Annotated in this window: 19 protein-coding genes and 1 pseudogene; 11 read left to right on the forward strand and 9 right to left on the reverse strand. The window is 67.5% G+C overall.

From position 1 onward, the window contains the following. Positions 1–3: 3 nt before the first annotated feature. The 3 genes from G6N67_RS30475 to G6N67_RS30485 all read right to left on the reverse strand — a co-directional run bounded on the left by G6N67_RS30475 (position 4) and on the right by G6N67_RS30485 (position 4,394). Positions 4–3,078 carry an MMPL/RND family transporter gene (locus tag G6N67_RS30475; protein ID WP_063835199.1) on the reverse strand — a complete coding sequence of 1,025 codons (3,075 nt, stop codon included), beginning with the start codon at positions 3,076–3,078 and terminating at the stop codon, positions 4–6. 179 nt (positions 3,079–3,257) lie between these two features. Further along, complete coding sequence (locus tag G6N67_RS30480) at positions 3,258–3,992, reverse strand: hypothetical protein (protein WP_036441711.1); 735 nt, start codon at positions 3,990–3,992, stop codon at positions 3,258–3,260. Between the two features lie 45 nt (positions 3,993–4,037). After that, positions 4,038–4,394, reverse strand: coding sequence for a transcriptional regulator (locus tag G6N67_RS30485; protein WP_036442280.1), 357 nt, complete (start codon positions 4,392–4,394; stop codon positions 4,038–4,040). 135 nt (positions 4,395–4,529) lie between these two features. Here G6N67_RS30485 and G6N67_RS30490 point away from each other — a divergent pair, with 135 nt between their 5' ends. Further along, complete coding sequence (locus G6N67_RS30490; RefSeq protein WP_131524855.1) at positions 4,530–5,123, forward strand: hypothetical protein; 594 nt, start codon at positions 4,530–4,532, stop codon at positions 5,121–5,123. Between the two features lie 6 nt (positions 5,124–5,129). On the opposite strand, the gene G6N67_RS30495 is transcribed toward G6N67_RS30490, so the two are convergent. Continuing rightward, positions 5,130–6,533, reverse strand: coding sequence for a type II NADH:quinone oxidoreductase NdhA (locus G6N67_RS30495; protein WP_036442284.1), 1,404 nt, complete (start codon positions 6,531–6,533; stop codon positions 5,130–5,132). A 338-nt stretch (positions 6,534–6,871) separates the two neighbouring features. Between G6N67_RS30495 and ileS the strand changes: the two genes are divergently transcribed. Next, on the forward strand, positions 6,872–9,994 hold the full coding sequence (gene ileS, locus G6N67_RS30500) for an isoleucine--tRNA ligase (RefSeq protein ID WP_036441713.1): 3,123 nt from the start codon (positions 6,872–6,874) through the stop codon (positions 9,992–9,994). A gap of 69 nt (positions 9,995–10,063) precedes the next feature. On the opposite strand, the gene G6N67_RS30505 is transcribed toward ileS, so the two are convergent. Further along, positions 10,064–10,291 (reverse strand): RNA-binding S4 domain-containing protein, encoded by a 228-nt coding sequence (locus G6N67_RS30505; RefSeq protein WP_036441716.1) that lies wholly within the window; start codon positions 10,289–10,291, stop codon positions 10,064–10,066. 68 nt (positions 10,292–10,359) lie between these two features. On the opposite strand from G6N67_RS30505, the gene G6N67_RS30510 reads away from it, so the two are divergent. Continuing rightward, positions 10,360–11,685: a DNA polymerase IV gene (locus G6N67_RS30510; RefSeq protein ID WP_051579262.1), complete on the forward strand. Its 1,326-nt coding sequence runs from the start codon at positions 10,360–10,362 to the stop codon at positions 11,683–11,685. On the opposite strand, the gene G6N67_RS30515 is transcribed toward G6N67_RS30510, so the two are convergent. Then, entirely contained in the window at positions 11,667–12,128 is a 462-nt protein-coding gene (locus tag G6N67_RS30515; protein ID WP_036442286.1) for a hypothetical protein, read from the reverse strand. The genes G6N67_RS30510 and G6N67_RS30515 overlap by 19 nt on opposite strands. Before the next feature lie 22 nt (positions 12,129–12,150). After that, positions 12,151–13,107: an asparaginase gene (locus tag G6N67_RS30520; RefSeq protein ID WP_036442288.1), complete on the reverse strand. Its 957-nt coding sequence runs from the start codon at positions 13,105–13,107 to the stop codon at positions 12,151–12,153. A 57-nt stretch (positions 13,108–13,164) separates the two neighbouring features. Between G6N67_RS30520 and lspA the strand changes: the two genes are divergently transcribed. From lspA to dnaE, 7 genes are all read left to right on the forward strand, one after another. After that, entirely contained in the window at positions 13,165–13,860 is a 696-nt protein-coding gene (lspA, locus tag G6N67_RS30525; RefSeq protein WP_036441723.1) for a signal peptidase II, read from the forward strand. A gap of 14 nt (positions 13,861–13,874) precedes the next feature. Beyond that, positions 13,875–14,783, forward strand: coding sequence for an RluA family pseudouridine synthase (locus G6N67_RS30530; RefSeq protein WP_179976765.1), 909 nt, complete (start codon positions 13,875–13,877; stop codon positions 14,781–14,783). 26 nt (positions 14,784–14,809) lie between these two features. Beyond that, the gene (gene rarD / locus G6N67_RS30535; RefSeq protein ID WP_179976884.1) at positions 14,810–15,718 is read left to right on the forward strand and encodes an EamA family transporter RarD; all 909 of its coding nucleotides are present in this window, start codon (positions 14,810–14,812) and stop codon (positions 15,716–15,718) included. 30 nt (positions 15,719–15,748) lie between these two features. Then, on the forward strand, positions 15,749–16,126 hold the full coding sequence (locus G6N67_RS30540; RefSeq protein ID WP_036441732.1) for a YciI family protein: 378 nt from the start codon (positions 15,749–15,751) through the stop codon (positions 16,124–16,126). Positions 16,127–16,185: 59 nt separating this feature from the next. Then, positions 16,186–17,349, forward strand: coding sequence for an RNA polymerase sigma factor (locus G6N67_RS30545; RefSeq protein ID WP_036442289.1), 1,164 nt, complete (start codon positions 16,186–16,188; stop codon positions 17,347–17,349). A gap of 58 nt (positions 17,350–17,407) precedes the next feature. Then, on the forward strand, positions 17,408–18,055 hold the full coding sequence (locus tag G6N67_RS30550; protein WP_036441735.1) for a TetR/AcrR family transcriptional regulator: 648 nt from the start codon (positions 17,408–17,410) through the stop codon (positions 18,053–18,055). Positions 18,056–18,124: 69 nt separating this feature from the next. Beyond that, positions 18,125–21,670: a DNA polymerase III subunit alpha gene (gene dnaE, locus G6N67_RS30555; protein WP_036441738.1), complete on the forward strand. Its 3,546-nt coding sequence runs from the start codon at positions 18,125–18,127 to the stop codon at positions 21,668–21,670. 14 nt (positions 21,671–21,684) lie between these two features. Here the strand turns inward: dnaE and G6N67_RS30560 are convergent. Next, positions 21,685–22,116: pseudogene (locus G6N67_RS30560) on the reverse strand (PPOX class F420-dependent oxidoreductase); the annotation flags it as partial. A 54-nt stretch (positions 22,117–22,170) separates the two neighbouring features. Here G6N67_RS30560 and G6N67_RS30565 point away from each other — a divergent pair. Further along, positions 22,171–22,560, forward strand: coding sequence for a MerR family transcriptional regulator (locus G6N67_RS30565; RefSeq protein ID WP_036441743.1), 390 nt, complete (start codon positions 22,171–22,173; stop codon positions 22,558–22,560). Here G6N67_RS30565 and G6N67_RS30570 read toward each other — a convergent pair. Continuing rightward, positions 22,539–23,477, reverse strand: coding sequence for an LLM class flavin-dependent oxidoreductase (locus G6N67_RS30570; protein WP_036441746.1), 939 nt, complete (start codon positions 23,475–23,477; stop codon positions 22,539–22,541). The two genes, G6N67_RS30565 and G6N67_RS30570, sit on opposite strands and share 22 nt — an antisense overlap. Between the last annotated feature and the right edge of the window lie 25 nt (positions 23,478–23,502).

Consider the following 23,502-nt stretch of genomic DNA (forward strand, 5'->3'; position numbering starts at 1 on the left):
GCGTCAGTCCGCGACGCTCGCCAATTCTGGCTCAGGATCCGGTTTTTCGGCCTTCTTTTCGGGCGCTTTGGCTTCCGGTTGCCACCGGGACGGCCACCAGTTGAACTTGCCGACCAGGACGGCCATGGCCGGGACAGTGGTGGTGCGCACCAGGAAGGTGTCGAGCAGGATGCCCACCCCGATGATGAAGCCGGCCTGCACCAGCGTGCTGATGCTCGCGAACAGCATTCCGAACATCGACGCGGTGAAGATCAGGCCGGCAGCGGTGATGACGCCGCCGGTCGCGCCCACGGTTCGGATCACCGCGGTGCGCAAGCCGTGCGGCGATTCTTCGCGGATCCGCGAGATCAGCAACAGGTTGTAGTCGGCGCCGACCGCCACCAGGATGATGAACGTCAGTCCGGGCACGCTCCAGTGCAACTCCTGGCCCAGGAGGAATTGGAACAGCAGGACACCGATGCCCAGCGCCGACAGGTACGAGATCACCACCGAGGCAATCAGATAGAGCGGCGCGACCAGCGCACGCAGCAGGATCACCAGGATGAAGAACACCACGGCGACGGTCACCAGGATGATGAACCTGATGTCGGCGTTGTAGTACTCGCGGGTGTCGCGGAGCGAGACCGAGTATCCGGTCATCGAGATCTTCGCGTCGGCCAGGGTCGTGTTGGGTTGTGCGTCGCGCGCGACGTCGAGGATCGCGTCGATCTGATCCATGGCCTCGGTGCCGAACGGGTTGAGCTTGGTCTGGATCATGTACCGCACGGTATGGCCGTCCGGGGAGAAGAACAGCGCCGCAGCCTTTTTGAAGTCGTCGGTGGCCAGGAACTGCGGGGGGACGTAGAAGCCCGACATCGACGGCGTCGTCGCCTCGTTGCGCATCGCGAGGAGGAACGCCGACGCGTCGCCCAGGCCGCCGCCCATCTTCTTGGTCTCGGTCACCAGCAGTGTCACACCGTCAGCAACCTGCCTGCTCGCGTCGGCGAGTGTGTCCGCGTGCTGCTGAAGCGTCGCCAGCTGCTGCCGCATGCTCGACGGGTCGTCCAGCCCCGCCGAACGCAGCGCCTTGGCAGCCGTGTCGAACGCCCCGCGCAAGCCGTCGGTGGTCGATCCGAGAGTCTGTGAACCTTCGGTCTTCTTGAGCTGTTTGGCCAGCTCTGAGATGCTCGCCAGGGTGCCGTCGTCGCCCGCGTCGACCAGGCGCTGCAACTGGATGCGGGTGTTGCGGCACGACGCGTCCGCGTCGCAGATCGGGCTCTCGTTGAGTGCGAGTAGGACCGGACGCGCTTGCTGGACGGAACCCGCGGCGTCGTCGAGGGTGACCCCGAGGGAGTCGCCCAGCGCCCGCATCGCGGTGACGAGCTTTGCCGCACTGTCGAATTCGTTGAGGGCCTTGTCGCCGCCGAACTGCTGCTGCATGGTGGTCAACGCGTCGATCAGCCCGCTCACGGTGGCGGCTGCCTGGCTGAGTTGGCCGCGCACTCCGCCGAGCGCGTCCGCGATCTGGTCGGCCCCGTTGGCCAGCTTGTCCATGTCGCCACCGCGCTCGGAGACCAGCGACGACGCGTCGTCGAGTTTGGATCCGACTTCTCCGGCCTGGAACGACAACCTCGCCTGTTCGAGCGATTCTCCCGTGGGGCGCGTGATGCCTCGCACCGCCTCGATGTCGGGCAGTTGGCTGATCCGGTGGGCCATCTGTTCGAGGTCGGCGAGTTCCTGCGGGCCCCGCAGATCATGCGGTGATTCGACCAGCAGATATTGGGGCAGGCTCGAATTCACCGGGAAGTGCGCGGCGATCGCGTCATAGCCCTGCAGGCTCTCGACCGAGCCGGGCAGCGCCTTGCGGTCGTCGTAGTTGTAGCTGGCCAGGCCCGCACAACTGGCGAGTACCACGAGCAGCATGAGGCTCGCGATCAGGTTGCTGCGCGGATTGCGCACGATACGGATTCCCGACCGGCGCCACAGCGTGTCGGTGAGACTGCGGCGGGGCGAGATCCATCCGCGGCGACCGGCCAGCGTGAGCACCGCGGGCAGGAACGTCATCGCGGCCATACAGCCGATCGCGATGGCGACCGCGAGCGCGACCCCGACGGACGAGAAGATCGTCAGTTTGGTGAACACCATCCCGATGAACGTGATGGCCACGGTGGCTGCCGATGCCACGATCACGGGGCCGATCGACTTCAACGCGCTCTTGACGGATTCGTCGGAAGTCTGCCCCTGGCGCAGGAAGTCGTGATAGCGGCTGATCAGGAACACCGCGTAGTCGGTTCCGGTGCCCGCCAGCATCGCGGTGAGAAACACGATGGTCTGGCCGGACACCGGCAGGCCGAGACTGCCCAGGGCGGCGACGACACCCTGCGCCGTCGCGAGCGAAACGCCGATGGTCAGCAGCGGCAGGATCATCGTCAGCGGGTTGCGGTAGATGATCAGCAGGATCGTGAGGAGCATGGCGACCGTGGCGATCTCGATGTGCACGCGGTCGCGCTCGCCGACTTCGGCGAGGTCGGCCAGCGTCGCAGCCGGGCCTGTCACATGGGCGCTCACACCGGATCCGGCCACGGTCTCCTTGACCACCCTGACGACGTTCGACGTCGCGGTGTAGGACTGGGGTGAGCCCAGTTCGCCCGTCAGGCTGACCGGCAGCAACCAGGCCTTGCCGTCCTGACTGGTCATGACCTGACGCAGGGGCGGCGTCGTGATGAAATCCTGCATTGTCACGACGCTCGCGGTGTCGGCGCGCAGCTTGTCGACGAGGCTGCGGTACACGTTCTCGTCTGTGCCGTCGAGCCCGTTGTCGTCGCTGAGCACGACCAACAGGATGTTGTCCGAGCCGGATTCGTGAAACGCCCGCGACATCTGTTGCGCGGCAACCGACCCGGGCGCGTCCGCGGGCAGCATGGCCGGCGGGGTCTTCTGGGCGAGCTCGGTGAGCGACGGGAACATCGGCGGCAGCGCGGCGGCGAGCACCACCCAGCACGCGATCACCAGCCAGGGCCACCGAACGGCGACACCGCCCAACCGATGGAACGTGCCGCTGTCGGGGTTGTCCGCGGGCCCGTGCAGGCGCCGCAACAACTGTGCTGCCCTACTGATCCTGCATGTCCTTACCTTCTCCGCAACCGAGCACGCGGACGGCCGTTGTCTCGTACCCGGCCCGGCGGGCCGATGGTTTCAGTGCGGCCAGTGTAAGCGGTGCCCCGGCGCGGGCGGTCGCCCTCACCGTGCGGGTGCGGGCGCCTGTGGACCTGCTGTGCTCAGCGCCGGCTCGAAGCCAGCCACTTGGTCTTGATCCGCCAGGAATGCGCTGCGGCGAGGGCGAACACGGCGCCGCATGTGCACGCGAAAATCCAGACGAACTTGCCGTTTTCGTACGGTTGCAGCTCGGGCACCAAGGCCGTGGTGATACGCACGGCGCAAGCCAGCATGCCGCTCAGCGACGCGATCAGGTAGATGTTGGCGATCCGGCGGGATCGCGGGTCACCGCGCAGCACCAGCATGGCCCGGGCGCCGTAGCCGAGCAGGTACACCAGCGTGCCGCACAGCATGATCCAGTAGACGCTGAGCCAGAAATCGGTGGGCACCTGGAAGAAGTCGGCCTTGTAGATGTCGGATCCGTTGCCCAGCCAGAAGGCCGCGAGCAGCAGCGGGATGCACAGCGTGGCGGGCCGTTCGATGTACTGCTTGAAGGAGCGCTGCATGGCGTCGTCGCTCTGCAGCCGGCCCAGCGTGTTGTAGACGATGGCCGACGCCGCGACGATGTAGCAGTCGTGGCCGATGTAGTCCTCGAGGTTCCACTTCCCGGTGAGGTCGTAGAGCACCTGTCCGATGGTCTCTGACGCAAACGGCGACATCAGCAACACCGCGAGGCCTTGCAGCGCGATGTTGAGGGTGGCCGCCACTTCCCACCGGCAGGTCCAGGTGACGCGCCGGATCCACAGGCTCCAGACGATGCACAGGAGCGTGATTGTGATGAGTATTGCAACTGACATGAGAACTTGCCTCGACCCCGACCTTGAATGACCCAGATGTAACGGTTAGAGCGGTGGCGAGTCCGGCCGAACGGCCCACGTGGTGAGCTTCTTCGGGCGGACCCTGGTCGTGGTGGGCTCGACGGCGGCCACGGTGACAGACGCCGACTCCACGTAGTGCCATACCTCTTGGCGGCTCATCAACCCGAACCTGATCTGCAGGTCGGGATAGCTGAGGTGAAACCGGTCGGCAACCTGGCGCAATTCTTCTGCGTTCGGATAGTCGCTCTCTTTGATCCGCCGGTAGTAGGTACTGCTCGACACTCCGAGGGCGGTGTATATCGCCTTGGCGTCGACGTCGCCGTCAAGCAGGTAGTCCAGGAGCGCTTTGAGCTGCCTGCCGTTCTCATCGGTGCGTGGCACGTGTCCCACGATAAACCGATATTCGCCCGCGGGCACACTCATCCGCATTTGCCAGTACACCTTTTTTATTGACACGCCCGTCACGATTTTGGGAGTAGTCTCCCATTTCTGGGACACCGCGCTACTGTGAACAACATGGCTGCTCCATTACTGGCCGAATCGCCGGGGACAATTTCGGATCGTTCGTTCGCTGGGAACGACTGGCTCGTGGATTACGTGGTGACCGATCCACCCCGGCCCACCGATATGGCCACGCTCTTGTTCGAGCTCGACGGTGTCATCGAAGCCGACCTTGCGGGTGCGCAGGTCGCGCTGGGCGGCACTGATCAAGATTTTTTGCTGGCCGCGCTCGGCCGGACCATTGCACGGACCATCGGTGATGGCGTCCTGGCCGTCGAAGTGGCGGACGGAACCGGGCAATACCGGGTGGCGAACCTGCCGTGCGACTCGCGCCGCGATGTGCCGGGGGACGAGTTGCTGGCGGGCGCGCAACGCGCACTGGCCGATGCGGGGCGCGCTCCGGGTGGCGCCGACGTCCGCTTTGCTGTCGGGGCCGATGGCACAGCCGGGCAACCGGACGCCGGGCATCGCCTGACGCTGCAGGTGCACCGCGCTTGCTACGCCGTGCACCTGGACTGGCGCTACGACACCCGCAGCTTCGACCGCAACACCATCCGCGAACTGGCCGAGCAGTTTGCGTTCGCGCTGATCGAGGTCACCTCGGGGTAGCGCTGCTCATCCGGAGCGGTCGGCGGCCTCGGCGCGTTCGGCTTCCTCGGCAGCGGCCAGTGCCTCCTGCTGTTGATTCTGCAGTGCGTCCATGGCAAGCCTGGCGTAGATCATCTGACTGGTGATGGCCATCTGGCCGCGACCTCGGCCCATGAAGCTGATGGTCCACGCGATGATCGTGGTGAACCGGTTCTTGTGGCCGACGAGGTAGTACAGGTGCAGCACGAGCCACGACAGCCACGCGATGAAGCCGCCGAACTCCAGCTTGCCGACCTTGGCGACGGCGTCGAAGCGCGACACCGTCGCCATGCTGCCCTTGTCGAAGTACTTGAAGGGCGCCCTGGCGGCGGGGTCGTCCTGGCCCTGCACTGCGCGCTTGATGATGTCGGTCGCGTACTTCGCACCCTGAATCGCGCCCTGCGCCATCCCGGGAACGCCCGGGACCGACATCAGGTCGCCCACCACGAAAACGTACGGGTGCCCCTTGACCGTCAGATCGGGCTCGACGACCACCCGTCCGGCCCGGTCGACCTCGGTGCCTTCGGCCTGATCGGCGAGCATCTTGCCGAGCGGGCTGGCCTGCACGCCCGCCGACCACACCTTGCACGCGCATTCGATCCGGCGCTCGGTGCCGTCCTTGTCCTTGACCGTGATGCCGTGATAGTCGACGTTGCTCACCATCGCGTTGAGCTGCACCTCGACACCGAGCTTCTCCAGCCGGCGCTGCGCCTTGCGGCCCAGCTTCTCACCCATCGGGGGCAGCACCGCGGGAGCGCCCTCGATGAGGATGACGCGGCAGTCCTGGGGCTCGATCGTGCGGAACGCGCCCGCCAGGGTCCGCTCCGCCAGCTCGGCGATCTGCCCTGCCAACTCGACACCGGTCGGCCCGCCGCCCACCACCACGAACGTCAACCGGCGCCGGCGTTCGGCGGGATCGGTGGCGACTTCGGCGGCTTCGAACGCACCGAGGATGCGGCCACGAAGCTCGAGCGCGTCGTCGATGGTCTTCATGCCGGGCGCGAACGTCGCGAAATGGTCGTTGCCGAAGTAGGACTGCTGCGCGCCCGCGGCGACGATCAGGCTGTCGAACGGGATCGCGGTGTGCATCTTCATGAGCTTCGCGCTCACCGTCCCCGCGGTCAGATCGATCGACTCGACCTCACCGAGGCGCACCGCGACGTTCTTCTGCTTGCGCAGCACCAGGCGGGTCGTCGGCGCGATCTCGCCTTCCGAAAGGATGCCGGTGGCGACCTGGTAGAGCAGCGGCTGAAACAGGTGACTGGTGGTGCGGGAGATCAAGGTGATGTCCACGTCGGCACGTTTGAGGGCCTTGGCCGCGGCCAATCCACCGAATCCCGATCCGATGATCACGACGCGGTGGCGCGTGCCAGTGGTCGACGGTGCAGTCATGGTGCCCTCCCCTTGATCCATGGCGGGTTGAGCGTATCCCGTTCGCTGGGGTGGCGGGCTGTCGAAGCGATTTGCGGGTGTCATTAGAATTGACGCATCGGCGCTGATCCGGCCATCACCGGGGAGCCTTCGGAAGAACAGTCGCAGCGCCTTCGGCCGCTGCGGCCCAGTAGAACCGGACGGGTGGGCCCGTGATCGCCTGAGAAGTTGAGCGGCACCCAGATCCTGGGTGCAAGCGGGGTGGTACCGCGGCGCTCGCGCACCTGCGCGTCGTCGTCCCCGTGCCTCGAACGACGTTGCGCCTCGGAAAGGCGCAACACAGGCACAGGAGACAACACGTGAGCGCCTACCCCAAGCCCGCCGCACCGAACTTCCCGGAGCGCGAACTTGAGGTGCTGGACTACTGGGCCAGCGACGACACCTTCCGCGCCAGCGTCGCCCGCCGCGACGGCGCACCGGAGTACGTGTTCTACGACGGCCCGCCTTTCGCCAACGGCCTGCCACACTACGGCCATCTCCTGACCGGCTACGTCAAGGACATCGTGCCGCGGTACCGCACCATGCGCGGCTACAAGGTGGAGCGCAGGTTCGGCTGGGACACCCACGGCTTGCCCGCCGAACTCGAAGTGCAGCGCCAGCTGGGCATCGCCGACAAGGCCCAGATCGAAGAAATGGGCATCGAGAAGTTCAACGAGGCCTGCCGCGCGTCGGTGCTCAAATACACCGACGAGTGGCGTGACTACGTCACCCGGCAGGCCCGCTGGGTGGACTTCGACAACGACTACAAGACCCTGGATCCCACCTTCATGGAGTCGGTGATCTGGGCGTTCAAGCAGTTGTGGGACAAGGGCCTGGCCTACGAGGGCAATCGCGTGCTGCCGTACTGCTGGAACGACGAAACCCCGTTGTCCAACCATGAGCTGCGGATGGACGACGACGTGTACCAGAGTCGCCAGGATCCGGCGGTGACCGTCGGGTTCACGGTGACCGACGGTCCGCTCAAGGGCGCGCACCTGCTGATCTGGACCACGACGCCGTGGACGCTGCCGTCCAACCAGGCCGTCGCCGTCAACCCCGACATCGAATACGTCCTGGTGCAGGGCCTCGACGGGCGGCGCTATGTGCTGGCCAAGGCCCGGCTGGCGGCCTACGCCCGCGAACTGGGGGAGGAGCCGGAGGTGTTGGGCGCCTACACCGGCCGGGATCTGCTGGGTACGCACTACCTGCCGCCGTTCCCGTACTTCATGGGTTCGCCCAACGCTTTTCAGGTGCTTGCCGCCGACTTCGTCAGCACCGAGGACGGCACGGGCATCGTGCACATGGCCCCGGCCTACGGCGAGGACGACAAGGCCACGGCCGACACCGCCGACATCGTCGCGGTCACACCGGTCGACTCGAAAGGCCGGTTCGACGCATCGGTGCCCGATTACGTGGGTCAGCATGTCTTCGAAGCCAATCCGCAGATCATCCGCGACCTCAAGAACGGCACCGGTTCGGCGGCGGCCAACGGCGCGGTGCTGCTGCGCCACGAAACCTACGAGCACTCGTACCCGCACTGCTGGCGGTGCCGTAACCCGTTGATCTACCGCGCGGTGTCGTCGTGGTTCATCAAGGTCACCGAGTTCCGGGACCGGATGGTCGAGCTCAACCAGCAGATCACCTGGTACCCCGAGCACGTCAAGGACGGCCAGTTCGGCAAATGGCTCTCCAATGCCCGGGACTGGTCGGTGTCGCGAAATCGATACTGGGGCAGCCCTATTCCGGTATGGAAGTCCGACGATCCGGCATATCCGCGGATCGACGTCTACGGCAGCCTCGACGAGCTCGAGCGGGATTTCGGCGTGCGCCCGACCGATCTGCACCGGCCGTTCATCGACCAGTTGACCCGGCCCAACCCTGACGACCCGACCGGCAAGTCGACCATGCGGCGCATCGAAGACGTGTTCGACGTGTGGTTCGACTCCGGGTCGATGCCCTACGCGCAGGTGCACTACCCGTTCGAGAACCAGCAGTGGTTCGACGGGACCGACGGTGAGGATGCCCATTTCCCCGGCGATTTCATCGTCGAGTACATCGGGCAGACCCGGGGCTGGTTCTACACCATGCACGTGCTGGCCACTGCGCTGTTCGACAAGCCGGCGTTCAAAACCTGTGTGGCGCACGGGATCGTGCTCGGCAACGACGGCCAGAAGATGAGCAAGTCGCTGCGCAACTATCCCGATGTCAGCGAGGTGTTCGACCGCGACGGCTCCGACGCCATGCGCTGGTTCCTGATGGCGTCGCCGATCCTGCGCGGCGGCAACCTCATCGTGACCGAGCAGGGCATCCGCGAAGGTGTGCGGCAGGTGCTGCTGCCGCTGTGGAACGCCTACAGCTTCCTGGCGCTGTACGCGCCGAAGAAGGGCACGTGGCGGACCGATTCGCCGAATGTCCTGGACCGCTACATCCTGGCCAAGCTCGCGCAGTTGCGCGACGATCTGACGGCGTCGCTGGATGTGTGCGACATCTCGGGAGCGTGCGACGAGCTGCGGCAGTTCACCGAGGCGTTGACCAATTGGTATGTGCGCCGGTCGCGTTCGCGGTTCTGGGACGAGGACGCCGACGCCATCGACACCCTGCACACGGTCCTCGAGGTGACCAGCCGACTGGCCGCTCCACTGCTGCCGCTGGCCACCGAGGTGATCTGGCGCGGCCTGACCGGCGAGCGGTCGGTGCACCTGACCGACTGGCCCGAGGCGGATGTGCTGCCCAAGGATCCCGCCCTGGTGGCCGCGATGGACCAGGTCCGTGAGGTGTGTTCGGTCGGGTCGTCGTTGCGCAAGGCCAAGAAGTTGCGGGTCCGCCTGCCGTTGCCGAAACTGACTGTCGCAGTGGAAAACCCGTCCGCCCTCGAGCCGTTCGCCGATCTGATCGCCGACGAGCTCAACGTCAAGGCCGTCGAGCTGACCGACGACATCGACACCTACGGCAAGTTCGAACTCGCGGTCAACGCCCGGGTCGCCGGTCCGCGGGTCGGCAAGGACGTCCAGGTCGCCATCAAGGCCGTCAAGGCGGGCGAAGGCGTGGTCAACCCCGACGGCACGCTCACCGCGGGCTCCGTGGTGCTGCAGCCCGAGGAGTACACCGCCAAACTGGTCGCCGCCGATCCGGAATGGACCGCGGCGCTGCCCGACGGTGCGGGGCTGGTGGTGCTGGACGGCACGGTCACCGAGGAACTCGAGGCCGAGGGCTGGGCCAAGGACCGCATCCGCGAACTTCAGGAGCTGCGCAAGTCGACGGGGCTTGACGTGTCCGACCGCATCACGGTGCGGGCGTCGGTACCTGCGGAGTTCGAGGCCTGGGCACGCACTCACCGTGATCTCATCGCAGGCGAAATCCTGGCCACCAGCTTCGAATTCGGTGAGGTCACCGACGGTGCCGAGATCGGCGACGGCGTCCGGGTGGCTCTCGCGAGGGCGTGATTTCGCGCGAGTCTGAGTCTGTGTGCGAGATTTCAGAACTTTTTGGCACACAAGCTCAGGCTCGCCGTATCAGCCCGCGCTGACCACCCGGGCCTTCCGGCCGGCCAGGCTGACCTCGTCACCGTGGTGCAGCTGGCGGCCCCGGCGGGTCTCGACCTCGCCGTTGACCTGCACGAGGCCCTCGGCGATCACCGCCTTGGCGTCGGCGCCGGTGTCGATCAGGTTTGCCAGCTTGAGAAACTGGCCAAGCCGGATGGCAGCATCCCGGATCGGCACCTCGTCGACGTCGTCAGCCATGCCGTCAACGATGTCACGTCACCGGCTGCCAATAGCATTCGAGTGTGCGTTGGGTTCTTCATCTCGACATGGACGCGTTCTTCGCGTCCGTCGAGCAGCTGACCCGGCCCACGCTTCGCGGACGCCCGGTACTGGTCGGTGGACTCGGTGGCCGCGGCGTCGTCGCCGGGGCGAGTTATGAGGCGCGCCGGTACGGTGCCAGGTCGGCCATGCCGATGCATCAGGCGCGCAGGCTCGTGGGTGCCCCGGCCGTGGTGCTGCCGCCGCGCGGCGCCGTCTACAGCGTGGCCAGCCGCCGGGCCCTCGACACGGTCCGCACGATCGTTCCGGTGCTGGAGCAGTTGTCGTTCGACGAGGCGTTCGGCGAACCCGCGGAACTCGTCGGCGCGGACGCTTCGGACGTCGAGGCGTTCTGCCAGCGGCTGCGCGCCGCGGTGCGGGAGCAGACCGGTCTGGTGGCTTCGGTGGGTGCCGGCTCGGGCAAGCAGATCGCCAAGATCGCCTCGGGTCTTGCCAAGCCGGACGGGATCCGGGTGGTGCGCCGCGACGAGGAGCCCCGCCTGCTCGACGGGTTGCCGGTGCGCCGGCTGTGGGGCATCGGTCCGGTCGCTGAGGAGAAACTGCACCGGCTGGGTATCGAGACGGTCGGGGCATTCGCCGCGTTGTCGGATGCGGAGGTGGCCAGCGTGCTGGGCCCGACGGTCGGCGGGGCGCTGCACCGCCTCGCGCGCGGCATCGACGACCGGCCGGTGGCCGAACGTGCCGAAGCCAAGCAGATCAGCGCGGAGTCGACGTTCCCCGAGGATCTCACCACGCTTTCCCAGCTGCGGGACGCCGTCGGGCCGATCGGTGAGCACGCACACCGCCGCTTGCTCAAGGACGGCCGCGGCGCGCGGACGGTCACCGTCAAGCTCAAGAAGTCGGACATGAGCACGTTGACCCGGTCGGCCACCTTGCCCTACGCGACGACCGAGGCGGCCACCCTGGTCGGCACGGCCCGCCGGTTGCTGCTGGACCCTGTCGAAGTCGGGCCGATACGCCTTGTCGGCGTTGGCTTTTCGGGCCTGTCCGAGGTTCAGCAGGAGTCGCTGTTCCCTGATCTGGATCAGCCGGAAGAGGTTTCGGACGTCCATCAACCGGTGTCCGCCGATCCGGTGGTGGGTACGGCGTGGCGCATCGGCGACGACGTCACCCATCCCGAGCACGGGTACGGCTGGATCCAAGGCACGGGTCACGGCGTGATGACCGTGCGGTTCGAGACCCGTGCGAGTGGTCCCGGCCCGGCGCGCACGTTCAGCGTCGACACGCCGGGGATCGCGAGGGCCAACGCGGTCGACAGCCTGGACTGGGCCGATTATCTCGCCGACCTGGTCGACTACCAGAGCACTCCATAGGTGCTGGACAGGATGAAACCGTGCTGCCCGTACGTCTTGCACGTGACGGTGCCCTGGTAACCGACTCCGCAACTGGCACCCCAGTTCTCGAGCCGGTGCCCCTCGGGCAGCACATCGACGTCGCGCGTGAACGATTCGGTGTCGGACTGCCGGTACGAGGCAGGCACCCCGCTGGTGACGACGGTCTGGTTGGTGCCCGGCGGTGCGTCGATCGGCACCGCGTCGCACCCGACCGGGCCGCCGTTGGGCCCGATCCCGCAGTGCCGCCCGTCGGGTGTCTTGAAGAAGACGCCGTAGAAGTCTGTCGGCGAGCTGAAATGGCCTTGCGCGATCGGGTAGGAGTCGATGTCGTCGGCTCCGGCAGGCGGCTCAGCAGCGGCCTGCGGGGCAGCGGCGAGGGTCAGTAGGCCGGCCGCGGCAAACAGCGCGATGCGGTAGGGCATGCCTTCCATTCAACCGGCTGCGTCAACCCCACTTTTCGATCACGCCGCGCACGGGTGCACCGGCCGCAAGCGCGGCCATCAGCAGAACCCTGCCCTGAGCAGGACGGATATTGGGCAGCACGTGTGCGCCGGCCTCGACGAGCTGGTGCGCGGGCCCGTACGCCGCCCGGATCACACCATCCTGAACCCGGCTGGACACCGCGACGACGATGCCCTCGCGGCAATGTCTGCGCACCGCCTCGATCACCGCGGCACCCGCGTTGCCGGAGCCCACCGCGGCGACGACGATGCCTCTCGCGCCCGCAGCCACGCAGGCATCGATCGCGGCGCCGTCGGCACCCGGGTACGCGGCCACGATGTCGACCCGCGGCGCCGTCGCAGCGTCCAGCCGGCCGAGGTAGGGGTGAGACTTGGCGGATCGTCGCACGAACCCGTGCCTGCTGACTTCGCCGATCCGGACCCCGGAGAAGCCGTTGAGGTCACTCGTGGAGACCTTGCGCAGGCCGAGTGGCTGGAACACCTCCCCGGCGAAGCTCACCAGCACCCCGAGTCCGCCGGCGGCCGGGCTGGCGGCGACGGTGACCGCGTCGCGCAGATTGCCGGGCCCGTCGGCGTCGGGAGCGTCGGAACTGTGCTGCGCTCCGGTAAGCACCACCGGCGCGGTACCCGAGTAGTTCAGATCGAGCCACAGCGCGGTCTCCTCGAGCGTGTCGGTGCCGTGCGTGATCACCACGCCGTCGGCCGTCGAGGCCGCGTCGGCGGCCGCCGACGCGATCCTGCCCCAATCCGGCGGGGTCAACTGAGCGCTGTCGACCGCCAGCAGGTCGATCACCTCGGTGTCGGCTTCGATGTCGAGACCCGCGGTGAGCTCGACTCCGGTGCGGGTCGGATGGCGGATGCCGGCACTGTCGGTGCTGGTCGCTATCGTGCCGCCGGTGGTGATCACCACGATGCGCGCAGGCTTGGGCACGGGCTGGATCACAGGCTCGGTCACGGTCGAAATTGTCCCGCATGGACTCTTTGGGATGATGGGGGAGTGACTGATGAAACGCCAGGCCCGGCGGAGCCGGTGACCGACGCCCCCGGGGACACGGAATCCCCAGCCTCACCCCGGCGCCGGCTACGCCTGCTGCTCACGGTCGCCGGCGTGGTGCTGTTTCTCGACATCGTGACCAAGGTGCTCGCGGTGCGCCTGCTGACGCCGGGCCAACCGGTGTCGATCATCGGCGACACCGTGACCTGGACCCTGGTGCGGAATTCCGGCGCGGCGTTCTCGATGGCGACCGGCTACACCTGGGTGTTGACCCTGATCGCGACCGGCGTGGTGATCGGCATCATCTGGATGGGCCGCCGGCTGGTGTCGCCGTGGTGGGCGATCGGGCTCGGCATGATCCTCGGCGGTGCGACCGGCAACCTGGTCGACCGCTTCTTCCGCTCACCCGGGCCGCTGCGCGGCCACGTGGTCGACTTCTTCTCGGTCGGTTGGTGGCCGGTGTTCAACGTGGCCGACCCGTCGGTGGTCGGCGGAGCGATCCTGTTGGTGGCGTTGTCTCTGTTCGGCTTCGACTTCGACACCGTCGGCAGGCGCAGGCCGGACGCGGACGCCGCCGCTGCCGACACAAAGCCGGCCGGCAAGCCGGAATCCGACGTCCCGGCCGATCCGTCCGGCGACACCAAGGCTGCCGAGGCAGACGAATCGAGCCCGGTCGGCCGCCAGGCCGATCCGTCATAGTGACCACCCGGTCGATGCCGGTCCCCGAAGGACTGGCCGGTATGCGGGTCGACGCCGGGTTGGCCCGGCTGTTGGGGTTGTCGCGGACCGTCGTCGCGGCCATCGCAGAGGACGGCGGCGTCGACCTCGACGGTGTCCCGGCGGGCAAGTCGGACAAGCTGGTGGCCGGGGCGTGGCTGGAGGTGCGGCTGCCCGAGGCGCCGGCCCCGGTCGAGAACACCCCGGTCGACATCGAAGGCATGGACATCCTGTACTCCGACGCCGACATCGTCGCGGTCGACAAGCCGCCCGGGGTCGCGGCCCACGCGACGGTCGGCTGGCACGGCCCGACGGTGCTCGGGGGCCTGGCCGCGGCGGGGTTCCGGATCAGCACCTCGGGCATCCACGAACGCCAGGGCATCGTGCACCGGCTCGACGTCGGGACGTCCGGGGTCATGGTCGTGGCGCTTTCGGAGCGGGCGTACACGGTGCTCAAGCGGGCGTTCAAGCAGCGCACCGTCGAAAAGCGCTACCACGCGTTGGTGCAGGGACACCCGGACCCGTCGAGCGGCACGATCGACGCGCCGATCGGCAGGCACCGCGGGCACGACTGGAAGTTCGCGGTCACCGAGGGCGGTCGCCACAGCATCACGCACTACGACACGCTGGAGGCGTTCCAGGCCGCGAGCCTGCTCGACATCGAACTCGAAACCGGGCGCACGCACCAGATCCGCGTGCACTTCGCCGCGCTGCACCATCCGTGCTGCGGTGACATCACCTACGGCGCGGATCCGACGCTGGCGAAGAAGCTCGACCTGGAACGGCAGTGGCTGCACGCGAGATCGCTGGCGTTCGCGCATCCCGCCGACGGCCGACGCATCGAGATCATCAGCCCGTATCCGGACGATCTGCAGCACGCGCTCGACGTCCTGCGCCGGCACTGATCGTGAGCGAGGCATCCCGGTCAGGAATCTTCTACGGCGCAGGCGCCTACATCTGGTGGGGTCTGTGTCCGGGGTTCTTCCTGCTGTTGCTACCCGCGGGCGCGCTGGAGATCCTCGCGCACCGCATCGTGTGGAGCTCGGTCTTTCTGCTGCTTGTGCTGGCCGTGGCGCGCCGGCTCGGCGATCTGAGGCGCTTGACGCTGCGCACGTGGTTGCAGTTGGCCGCCGCGGCGGCGTTGATCTCCGTCAACTGGGGTACCTACATCTTCGCGGTGACCAACGGCCACGTCGTCGACGCGGCGCTCGGGTACTTCATCAACCCTCTGGTCAGCGTCGCGCTCGGGGTACTGGTGTTCCGGGAGCGCATCAACCGGTGGCAGTCGGCGGCGTTGGGGCTCGCGGTGGTGGCCGTGGCGATCCTGACCGCCGAGGTCGGGGAGCCGCCGTACATCGCGGTGATCCTCGCGTTGTCCTTCGGTGTGTACGGGTTGGTCAAGAAGGTGGTGGCGGCCGATCCGCGCGTGAGCGTCGCCGTCGAGACGCTGCTGGCCTTTCCGCTGGCGGCCGGATACCTGGTGACACTGCAGGTGCTGGGCGACGGGCACTTCCTCGACCACGGTGTCGGACATGCGGCGTTGTTACTGCTGGCGGGTCCGGTCACGGCGATCCCGCTGCTGCTGTTCGCTGCCGCGGCGCAGCGGCTGCCCATGGTGACGTTGGGTTTGCTGTTCTACCTCAATCCCGGGCTGCAGATGGCATTCGGCGTGCTGGTCGGCCACGAAGCCATGCCGGTCGGGCGGTGGATCGGCTTCGCGCTGATCTGGCTGGCGCTGGTGGTCATGACGCTCGACGCCGTGCGCACGGCGCGGCGAAAAAATTCGGCGGGACCGTCCGAATGTGTCGATCTGACGGAGCCCGAATCGTCATCCCGGTGACAAGCTGACACCTGAACACCGGGAGGAACCGTGCAGTACTGCCTGCTCATGCATTATCAGGAGGGCCCGGAGGCCGGGCTGACCGACGAGGACATGGAGCCGGCCCGCGCGGCGTTCGCCCGCTACGCCGACGACCTCGACGCGGCAGGTGTGTTGATCGGCACGCAGGTGCTCCAATCAGCCGCTGCGTCAACGACTTACACCGCGCGCAACGGCGCGCCGGAAATCCAGGACGGGCCGTTCGCCGATACCAGAGAGCGGCTCGGTGGGGTCTTCGTGATCGACGTGGCCGACCTCGACGCGGCGCTGTCGTGGGCCCGACGATGCCCGGCCGCGCAATGGGGAGCGGTGGAGATCAGGCCGGTCGCGGTGACCTACCGCAGCGGGCAGGGGTGGTACGCGCCCTGAACGCGGCGAGCGCTGTCGGCCTGCGGGTCGCGGAGATCACCCGCGACTCGTACGGTCGGCTGCTCGCGGTCCTGGCGGCCGGGAGCCACGACATCGCGGCTGCCGAGGACGCCTTGGCCGATGCGCTGGAACGCGCCCTGGTCCGGTGGCCGCACGACGGTGTTCCGGCCAACCCCGAGGCGTGGATCGTGACCGTGGCGCGCAACAGATTGCGGGATCTGTGGAAGTCCTCGGCCTATCGGTTCGCCCGGCCGCTGCCTGCCGATTTCGACGACCCCGCCGAGTCCGACGTTCCCGAGGTTCCGGACCGCCGGCTCGAACTGCTGTTGGTCTGCGCGCATCCCGCGATCGCCGCCGACATTCGGACGCCACTCATGCTGCAGACCGTGCTCGGGGTGGATGCCGGCGCCATCGCCGCGGCGTTCGCGGTCGCTCCCGCCAGCATGGCGCAGCGTCTGGTACGGGCCAAACGGCGGATCCGGGACGCCGGAATCGGATTCGTCGTTCCAGAGCGCGACGATCTCACGGAGCGGTTGCCCGCGGTGCTCGAGGCCGTCTACGGGGCCTACTCGATCGACTGGCAACTCACGCCGGAGGGTGCGCCGATCGAATCGCTGTCGGCCGAGGCGTTGCACCTGGCCCTGATCGTCGCCGAGTTGCTGCCCGACGAGCCCGAGGCGCTGGGCTTGGCCGCGTTGATCTGTCTGTGTGAGGCCCGCCGACCGGCCCGCCGCGACGCGCACGGGCGGTTCGTTCCGCTCGACCAGCAGGATGCGACGCAATGGGATCGCCGCCTGATCGACCGGGGCGAGGGCCTGCTGACACGCGCGCACGGCTTCGGCAGGCCCGGCCGGTTCCAGTACGAGGCGGCTATCCAGTCCGCACACTGCGCTCGCGATGTGCCGCCGGACACCCTCCGTGCACTGCATCGCGCGCTGATGCGGGTCGCGCCCTCGCTGGGGGCCGCGGTCGCCCTCGCGGTTCTCGACGGCGAGATCGACGGCCCGCAGGCGGGGTTGCGAAGCCTGGACTCGATCGACGACCCGGCGATGGGTCGTTTTCAGCCGGGTTGGGTCGCGCGCGCTCACCTTTCGGCGGCGGCAGGCCGGACCGCCGACGCGCGCGCCGCGTACCGGCGCGCTGTCGAAATGACGGGCGATGCCGCAATCGCGGCGCACCTGCGTCGGCAGCTGGTTGCGCTCGGTGCCGGCCCCATCGTGTGACCGAGTTTGCGGCGGGTAACGGTTGACCGAGGTATAGCTATGTCATACCGTTTGCCGCATGACCGAGCTACCGGGTGTGAAAGCGGGCCGTCGCGGCCCCGGGCGCCCGGTGTCCGCCGATTCTGCCGGCACACGGGCCAACATCGTGCGGGCCGGCCGCGAGGTGGTCAACGAGCGGGGTTATGCGGCGACGACATTCCAGGCGATCGCCAAGCGGACCGGGTTGAGCCGACCGACGCTGAACTACTACTTCCCCAGCCGTGAGGCCCTGTTCGAAGCGCTGGTCGCGGAGGCGCATGTGGTCGTCGACGCCTGCATCGAAGAGGCCAATCAGCATGACTCCCCGGTGAATCGCCTTCGGGCGTTCATGCTCGGGCTGCTCGCGGCGGGCCGCGAGGATCCGTCGCTCGCCGCGTTTTTGACCAGCGCCCGGCTGGAGGCGCAGCGCCACCCGGTGCTGCCGGTGGACACCGCGGCGACCACCGCGGCATTCCTGGCCGACGCCACCGCCGAGGCCGTCGCGCGCCGCGAACTGCCGCCCCATGTCGAGCCGGGGCCGCTCGCCGAACTGCTGCACGCGATCCTGTGGGGAATCGGGGCCTGCGCGGGTTCGGAAGCCGGTGCCGCAAACTTCCGTGCGGTAGCCAAGCAACTTGAGTTGATGTTCGATTACGGGTTGCTGGCCGACGGCGCTGATTCGCGCTGACGGCGTGGCGGAGACACGCAGCCCGACACGCCGAGAACTGTCGGTGGGCAGCAATAGACTGGCGTGCCTATGAGCGGTTCATCTTCGCGGTCCTTCGTGCACCTGCATAACCACACCGAATACTCGATGCTCGACGGCGCCGCGAAGATCACTCCGATGCTGGCCGAGGCGCAGCGCCTCGGCATGTCGGCGATCGGCATGACCGACCACGGAAACATGTTCGGCGCCAGTGAGTTCTACAACTCGGCGACCAAGGCCGGCATCAAGCCGATCATCGGCGTCGAGGCCTACATCGCGCCCGGCTCCCGGTTCGACACCAAGCGCGTTCAATGGGGCGATCCGAGCCAGAAGAGCGACGACGTCTCGGGTAGCGGCGCCTACACCCACATGACCATGGTCGCCGAGACCGCCACCGGCCTGCGCAACCTGTTCAAGCTGTCGTCGCTGGCATCGTTCGAAGGTCAGCTCGGCAAGTGGTCGCGCATGGATGCCGAGCTCATCGCCGAGCACGCCGAGGGCATCATCGCGACCACCGGCTGCCCGTCCGGCGAGGTGCAGACCCGGCTGCGGCTCGGTCATCGGCAGGAGGCGCTGGAAGCGGCGGCCAAGTGGCGCGACATCTTCGGCCCGGACAATTTCTTCCTCGAGCTCATGGACCACGGCCTCGACATCGAGCGCCGGGTCCGCGAGGGTCTGCTCGAAATCGGGCAGAAGCTCAAGATCCCGCCGCTGGCGACCAACGACTGCCACTACGTGACGCGCGAGGCCTCGCAGAATCACGAGGCGCTGCTGTGCATCCAGACCGGCAAGACCCTGTCCGACCCGAACCGGTTCAAGTTCGACGGAGACGGCTACTTCCTCAAGTCCGCCGAGGAAATGCGCGCCCTGTGGGACGCTCAGGTGCCCGGTGCGTGTGATTCGACGGTGCTCATCGGCGAGCGCGTGCAGTCCTACGCCGACGTGTGGACGCCGACCGACCGGATGCCGGTGTTCCCGGTGCCCGACGGACACGACCAGGCTTCCTGGCTGACACACGAGGTGACGGCGGGGCTGCAACGGCGGTTCCGGGGCGGTCCCGTGCCCCCCGAGTACACCGAACGGGCGAGCTATGAGATCAAGGTCATCTGCGACAAAGGCTTCCCGTCCTACTTCCTGATCGTCGCCGACCTGATCAACTACGCGCGCTCGGTCGACATCCGGGTTGGGCCGGGCCGCGGTTCGGCCGCCGGGTCACTGGTGGCCTACGCACTGGGCATCACCAACATCGACCCGATTCCGCACGGCCTGCTGTTCGAACGCTTCCTCAACCCGGAACGCCCGTCGGCCCCCGATATCGACATCGACTTCGACGATCGTCGCCGGGGCGAGATGCTGCGGTACGCGGCCAACAAGTGGGGCAGCGACCGGGTCGCCCAGGTCATCACCTTCGGCACCATCAAGACCAAAGCGGCGCTGAAGGATTCGGCCCGCGTGCACTACGGCCAGCCGGGCTTCGCGATCGCCGACCGGATCACCAAGGCACTGCCGCCGCCCATCATGGCGAAGGACATCCCGCTGTCGGGCATCACCGATCCGAACCACGAGCGGTACAAGGAAGCCGCGGAAGTCCGCACGCTGATCGACACCGACCCCGATGTGCGGACCATCTACGAGACGGCCCGCGGGCTCGAGGGCCTGGTCCGCAACGCGGGTGTGCACGCGTGTGCGGTGATCATGAGCTCCGAGCCGCTCGTCGACGCGATCCCGCTGTGGAAACGACCACAGGACGGCGCGATCATCACGGGCTGGGACTATCCGTCGTGCGAGGCCATCGGCCTGCTGAAGATGGACTTCCTTGGCCTGCGGAACCTGACGATCATCGGTGACTGCATCGACAACATCAAGGCCAACCGCGGCATCGACCTGGACCTCGAAACGTTGCCGTTCGACGACCCGGCGGCATACGAACTGCTGGGCCGTGGCGACACGCTCGGTGTGTTCCAGCTCGACGGTGGCCCCATGCGCGATCTGCTGCGCCGCATGCAGCCCACCGGGTTCAACGACATCGTGGCCGTGCTGGCGCTGTACCGTCCCGGCCCCATGGGCATGAACGCCCACAACGACTACGCCGACCGCAAGAACGGCCGGCAGGCCATCAAGCCGATCCACCCCGAACTCGAAGAGCCGCTCAAGGACATCCTCGCCGAGACCTACGGCCTTATCGTCTACCAAGAGCAGATCATGTTCATCGCGCAGAAGGTCGCCTCCTACACCATGGGCAAGGCCGATGCGCTGCGTAAGGCCATGGGTAAGAAGAAGCTGGAGGTGCTCGAGGCCGAGTACAAGGGCTTCAAGGAGGGCATGACGGCCAACGGCTTCTCCGAAGGTGCGGTGAAGGCGTTGTGGGACACCATCCTTCCGTTCGCCGGCTACGCATTCAACAAGTCGCACGCGGCCGGGTACGGGCTGGTGTCGTACTGGACCGCGTACCTCAAGGCGAACTACCCGGCCGAGTACATGGCCGGCCTGCTGACGTCTGTCGGTGACGACAAGGACAAGGCCGCGGTCTACCTCGCCGACTGCCGCAGGCTCGGCATCACGGTGCTCCCGCCGGACGTCAACGAGTCCGTGCAGAACTTCGCCTCGGTGGGCGACGACATCCGGTTCGGCCTCGGCGCGATCCGGAACGTCGGTGCCAACGTCGTTGCGTCACTGATCAATACGCGCACCGAGAAGGGCAAGTACACCGACTTCTCCGACTACCTGAACAAGATCGACATCGCGGCCTGCAACAAGAAGGTCACCGAGTCGCTGATCAAGGCGGGCGCGTTCGATTCGCTCGGCCATCCGCGCAAGGGCCTGTTCCTGGTCCACACCGACGCCGTGGACTCGGTGCTCGGCACCAAGAAGGCCGAGGCGATGGGGCAGTTCGACCTGTTCGGCGGGGGTGACGACACTGGCACCGACGCGGTTTTCACCATCAAAGTGCCCGACGAAGAGTGGGAGGACAAGCACAAGCTCGCACTCGAACGCGAGATGCTGGGCCTCTACGTGTCGGGGCACCCGCTCAACGGTGTCGCGCACCTGCTGGCCAATCAGGTCGACACCCAGATCCCGGCGATCCTGGACGGCGATGTCGCCAATGACGCCCAGGTGCTCGTCGGCGGCATCCTCGCCTCGGTCAACCGGCGGGTCAACAAGAACGGATTGCCCTGGGCCTCAGCGCAATTGGAAGACCTCACGGGTGGCATCGAGGTGTTGTTCTTCCCGCAGACCTACTCGCTGTTCGGTGCCGAGATCGCCGACGACGTGGTGGTGCTCGTCAAAGCCAAGGTCGCCGCGCGCGACGACCGGATCGCGCTGATCGCCCACGAACTGGTGGTGCCCGACTTCACCAGCGCCCAGGCCGACCGGCCGCTTGCGGTCAGCCTGCCGACCCGGCAGTGCACCATCGACAAGGTCAGTGCGCTCAAATCGGTGTTGGCCAACCATCCGGGCACCGCGCAGGTGCACCTGCGCCTGATCAGCGGTGAGCGGATCACCACGCTCGAGCTCGATCAGTCGCTGCGCGTGACACCGTCGTCGGCGTTGATGGGCGACCTCAAGGCGCTGCTCGGGCCGGGCTGCCTCGGCTGACTCGGCTCGTCCAGCTCGATCCGGACGATGGCGCTGTCCGGCCAGACATCGCGCGTCCGGGCCCGCCGCAGCTTCTCGCGCAGCGGCAGGTCACGGTGCACATTGGTGACGCCGGGGATCTTCAGTAGCGGCACGATGTTCCACTGCCAGCCGTAGCGGCGGTGCAGTGCCCGGTTGGCCTGCTGTGCCTGCACGCCGGACAGGATCACCGCCCGCCCGTGCAGCGTGGTCGGCTCGGTGACACGGCCCCGGTAGTCGCACGCGACCAGTTCGACTTCCGGGTGCGCCGTCAGCCGTTTGGTCTTGGGGCCCACCTTCGTCCGGAACACGATCGCGCGCTCACCGTCGGTGGCGAACCAGATCGGGGTGTCGACGGGGGAGCCGTCGCGACGGAAGGTGCGCAGCTGCGCGTAGCGGGTTCGGGTCAGGGTGTCGGTGAATGGCATGCCCCGAGTCAACAACTTAGAGTTGACTCTAAGTCAAGCCTTGGGGAGTTAACGGTGAGTACGCGGTTGACCATCGGAGAGGTGGCCCGTCGGGCCGGTGTCGCGCAGACCACGCTGCGCTATTACGAACAGCTCGGTCTGCTCCCGGCCCCGGGCCGCGTGGGTGGGCAACGCCGATACCAGGAGTCGGTGCTGGTACGGCTCGAGGTGATCCGGCTGTGCAAGGCCGCCGGTTTCGCGCTCGACGACATCGCGGTGCTGATGGACGACGACACCCCTGGCCGGCCGGCCGCGCGTGCGCTCGCGCAGGCCAAGCTCTCCGAGATCGACGAGCAGATGACCGCGCTGACGCGCGCGAGGGCGATCATCGAATGGGGCATGCAGTGCACATGCCCGTCGATCGATGCGTGTACGTGCGGCATTCACCGGGCGATCCCGACCTGACGCAGCGCGGGCAGCAGGTGCTCGGCCAGCATCCGCGGATGGGGGTCGAGCGCGCCGATGCGCAGGATGAGGTGGCGCGCCCCGGCTTCGACATAGCGGGCCAGCCATTCCGCACATTCGTGCGCCGGTCCGCCGCAGTAGGCCTGGATCGAGCTCATCACGTCCAGCGGCTGCCGGTAGTAGGCCCGGGCGTACCTGTCGAGAGCGTCGTGGGCCCGCACACGGCTGTCGTCGATGTACACGGTCGCGTACATCGCCGGCGTGATCGGTCGCGTCGCGCGCTCGCTGATCCGGTTCCAGGCGCGTGCGTACGCGTCGGCGTCGGGAAGGTACGGCAGCCAGCCGTCGTAGCCGTCGACCACCCGCTTGATGACGCGCTCGGTGTCGCCGCCGGCCAGCCACAGCGGTGGGCCGCCGGGCCGCGCCGGTGGAAGCGCTCCGCCGAGGTCGTCGATCTGCCAGATGCTGCCGCTGAATCCACCCCCGGTGGTCCAGGCCCGGCGACACAGTGCGACCGTCTCGTCGAGACGGCGGGCCCGGTCGCCGAACGGCGTTGCCAGCGCCTCGAATTCGGCCCGGCTCTCCGGTGTCGGAGCACCCGAACCGAGTCCGAGGATCAGGCGGCCACCGCTGAGCTGGTCGACGGTGGCGGCCTGCGCGGCGGTCAACAGGGGATGGCGCAGCGGGCCGACGAGCGCAGCGGTGCCCAGCGTGATCCGCTCGGTGACCGCGGCGATCGCCCCGAGCAGCGACAGCGGCTCGACCCGGGTACGGGCCAGCACGGAGTCGCCGGTCCACACCGAATCGAAACCGTAATGCTCAGCAGCCCTGGCGTATTCGAGTATCGCGGCGGCGTCGTGCCGCCCGGTCATCGCGGTTTCGCGACTCGGCAGCATGATCCCGATGAGCACAGTCATGCCCCGACGATGGCGTGTGCGGCAA

Origin of the sequence: Mycolicibacterium mageritense (genome assembly GCF_010727475.1) — a bacterium.
GTDB classification, from domain to species: Bacteria; Actinomycetota; Actinomycetes; order Mycobacteriales; family Mycobacteriaceae; genus Mycobacterium; species Mycobacterium mageritense.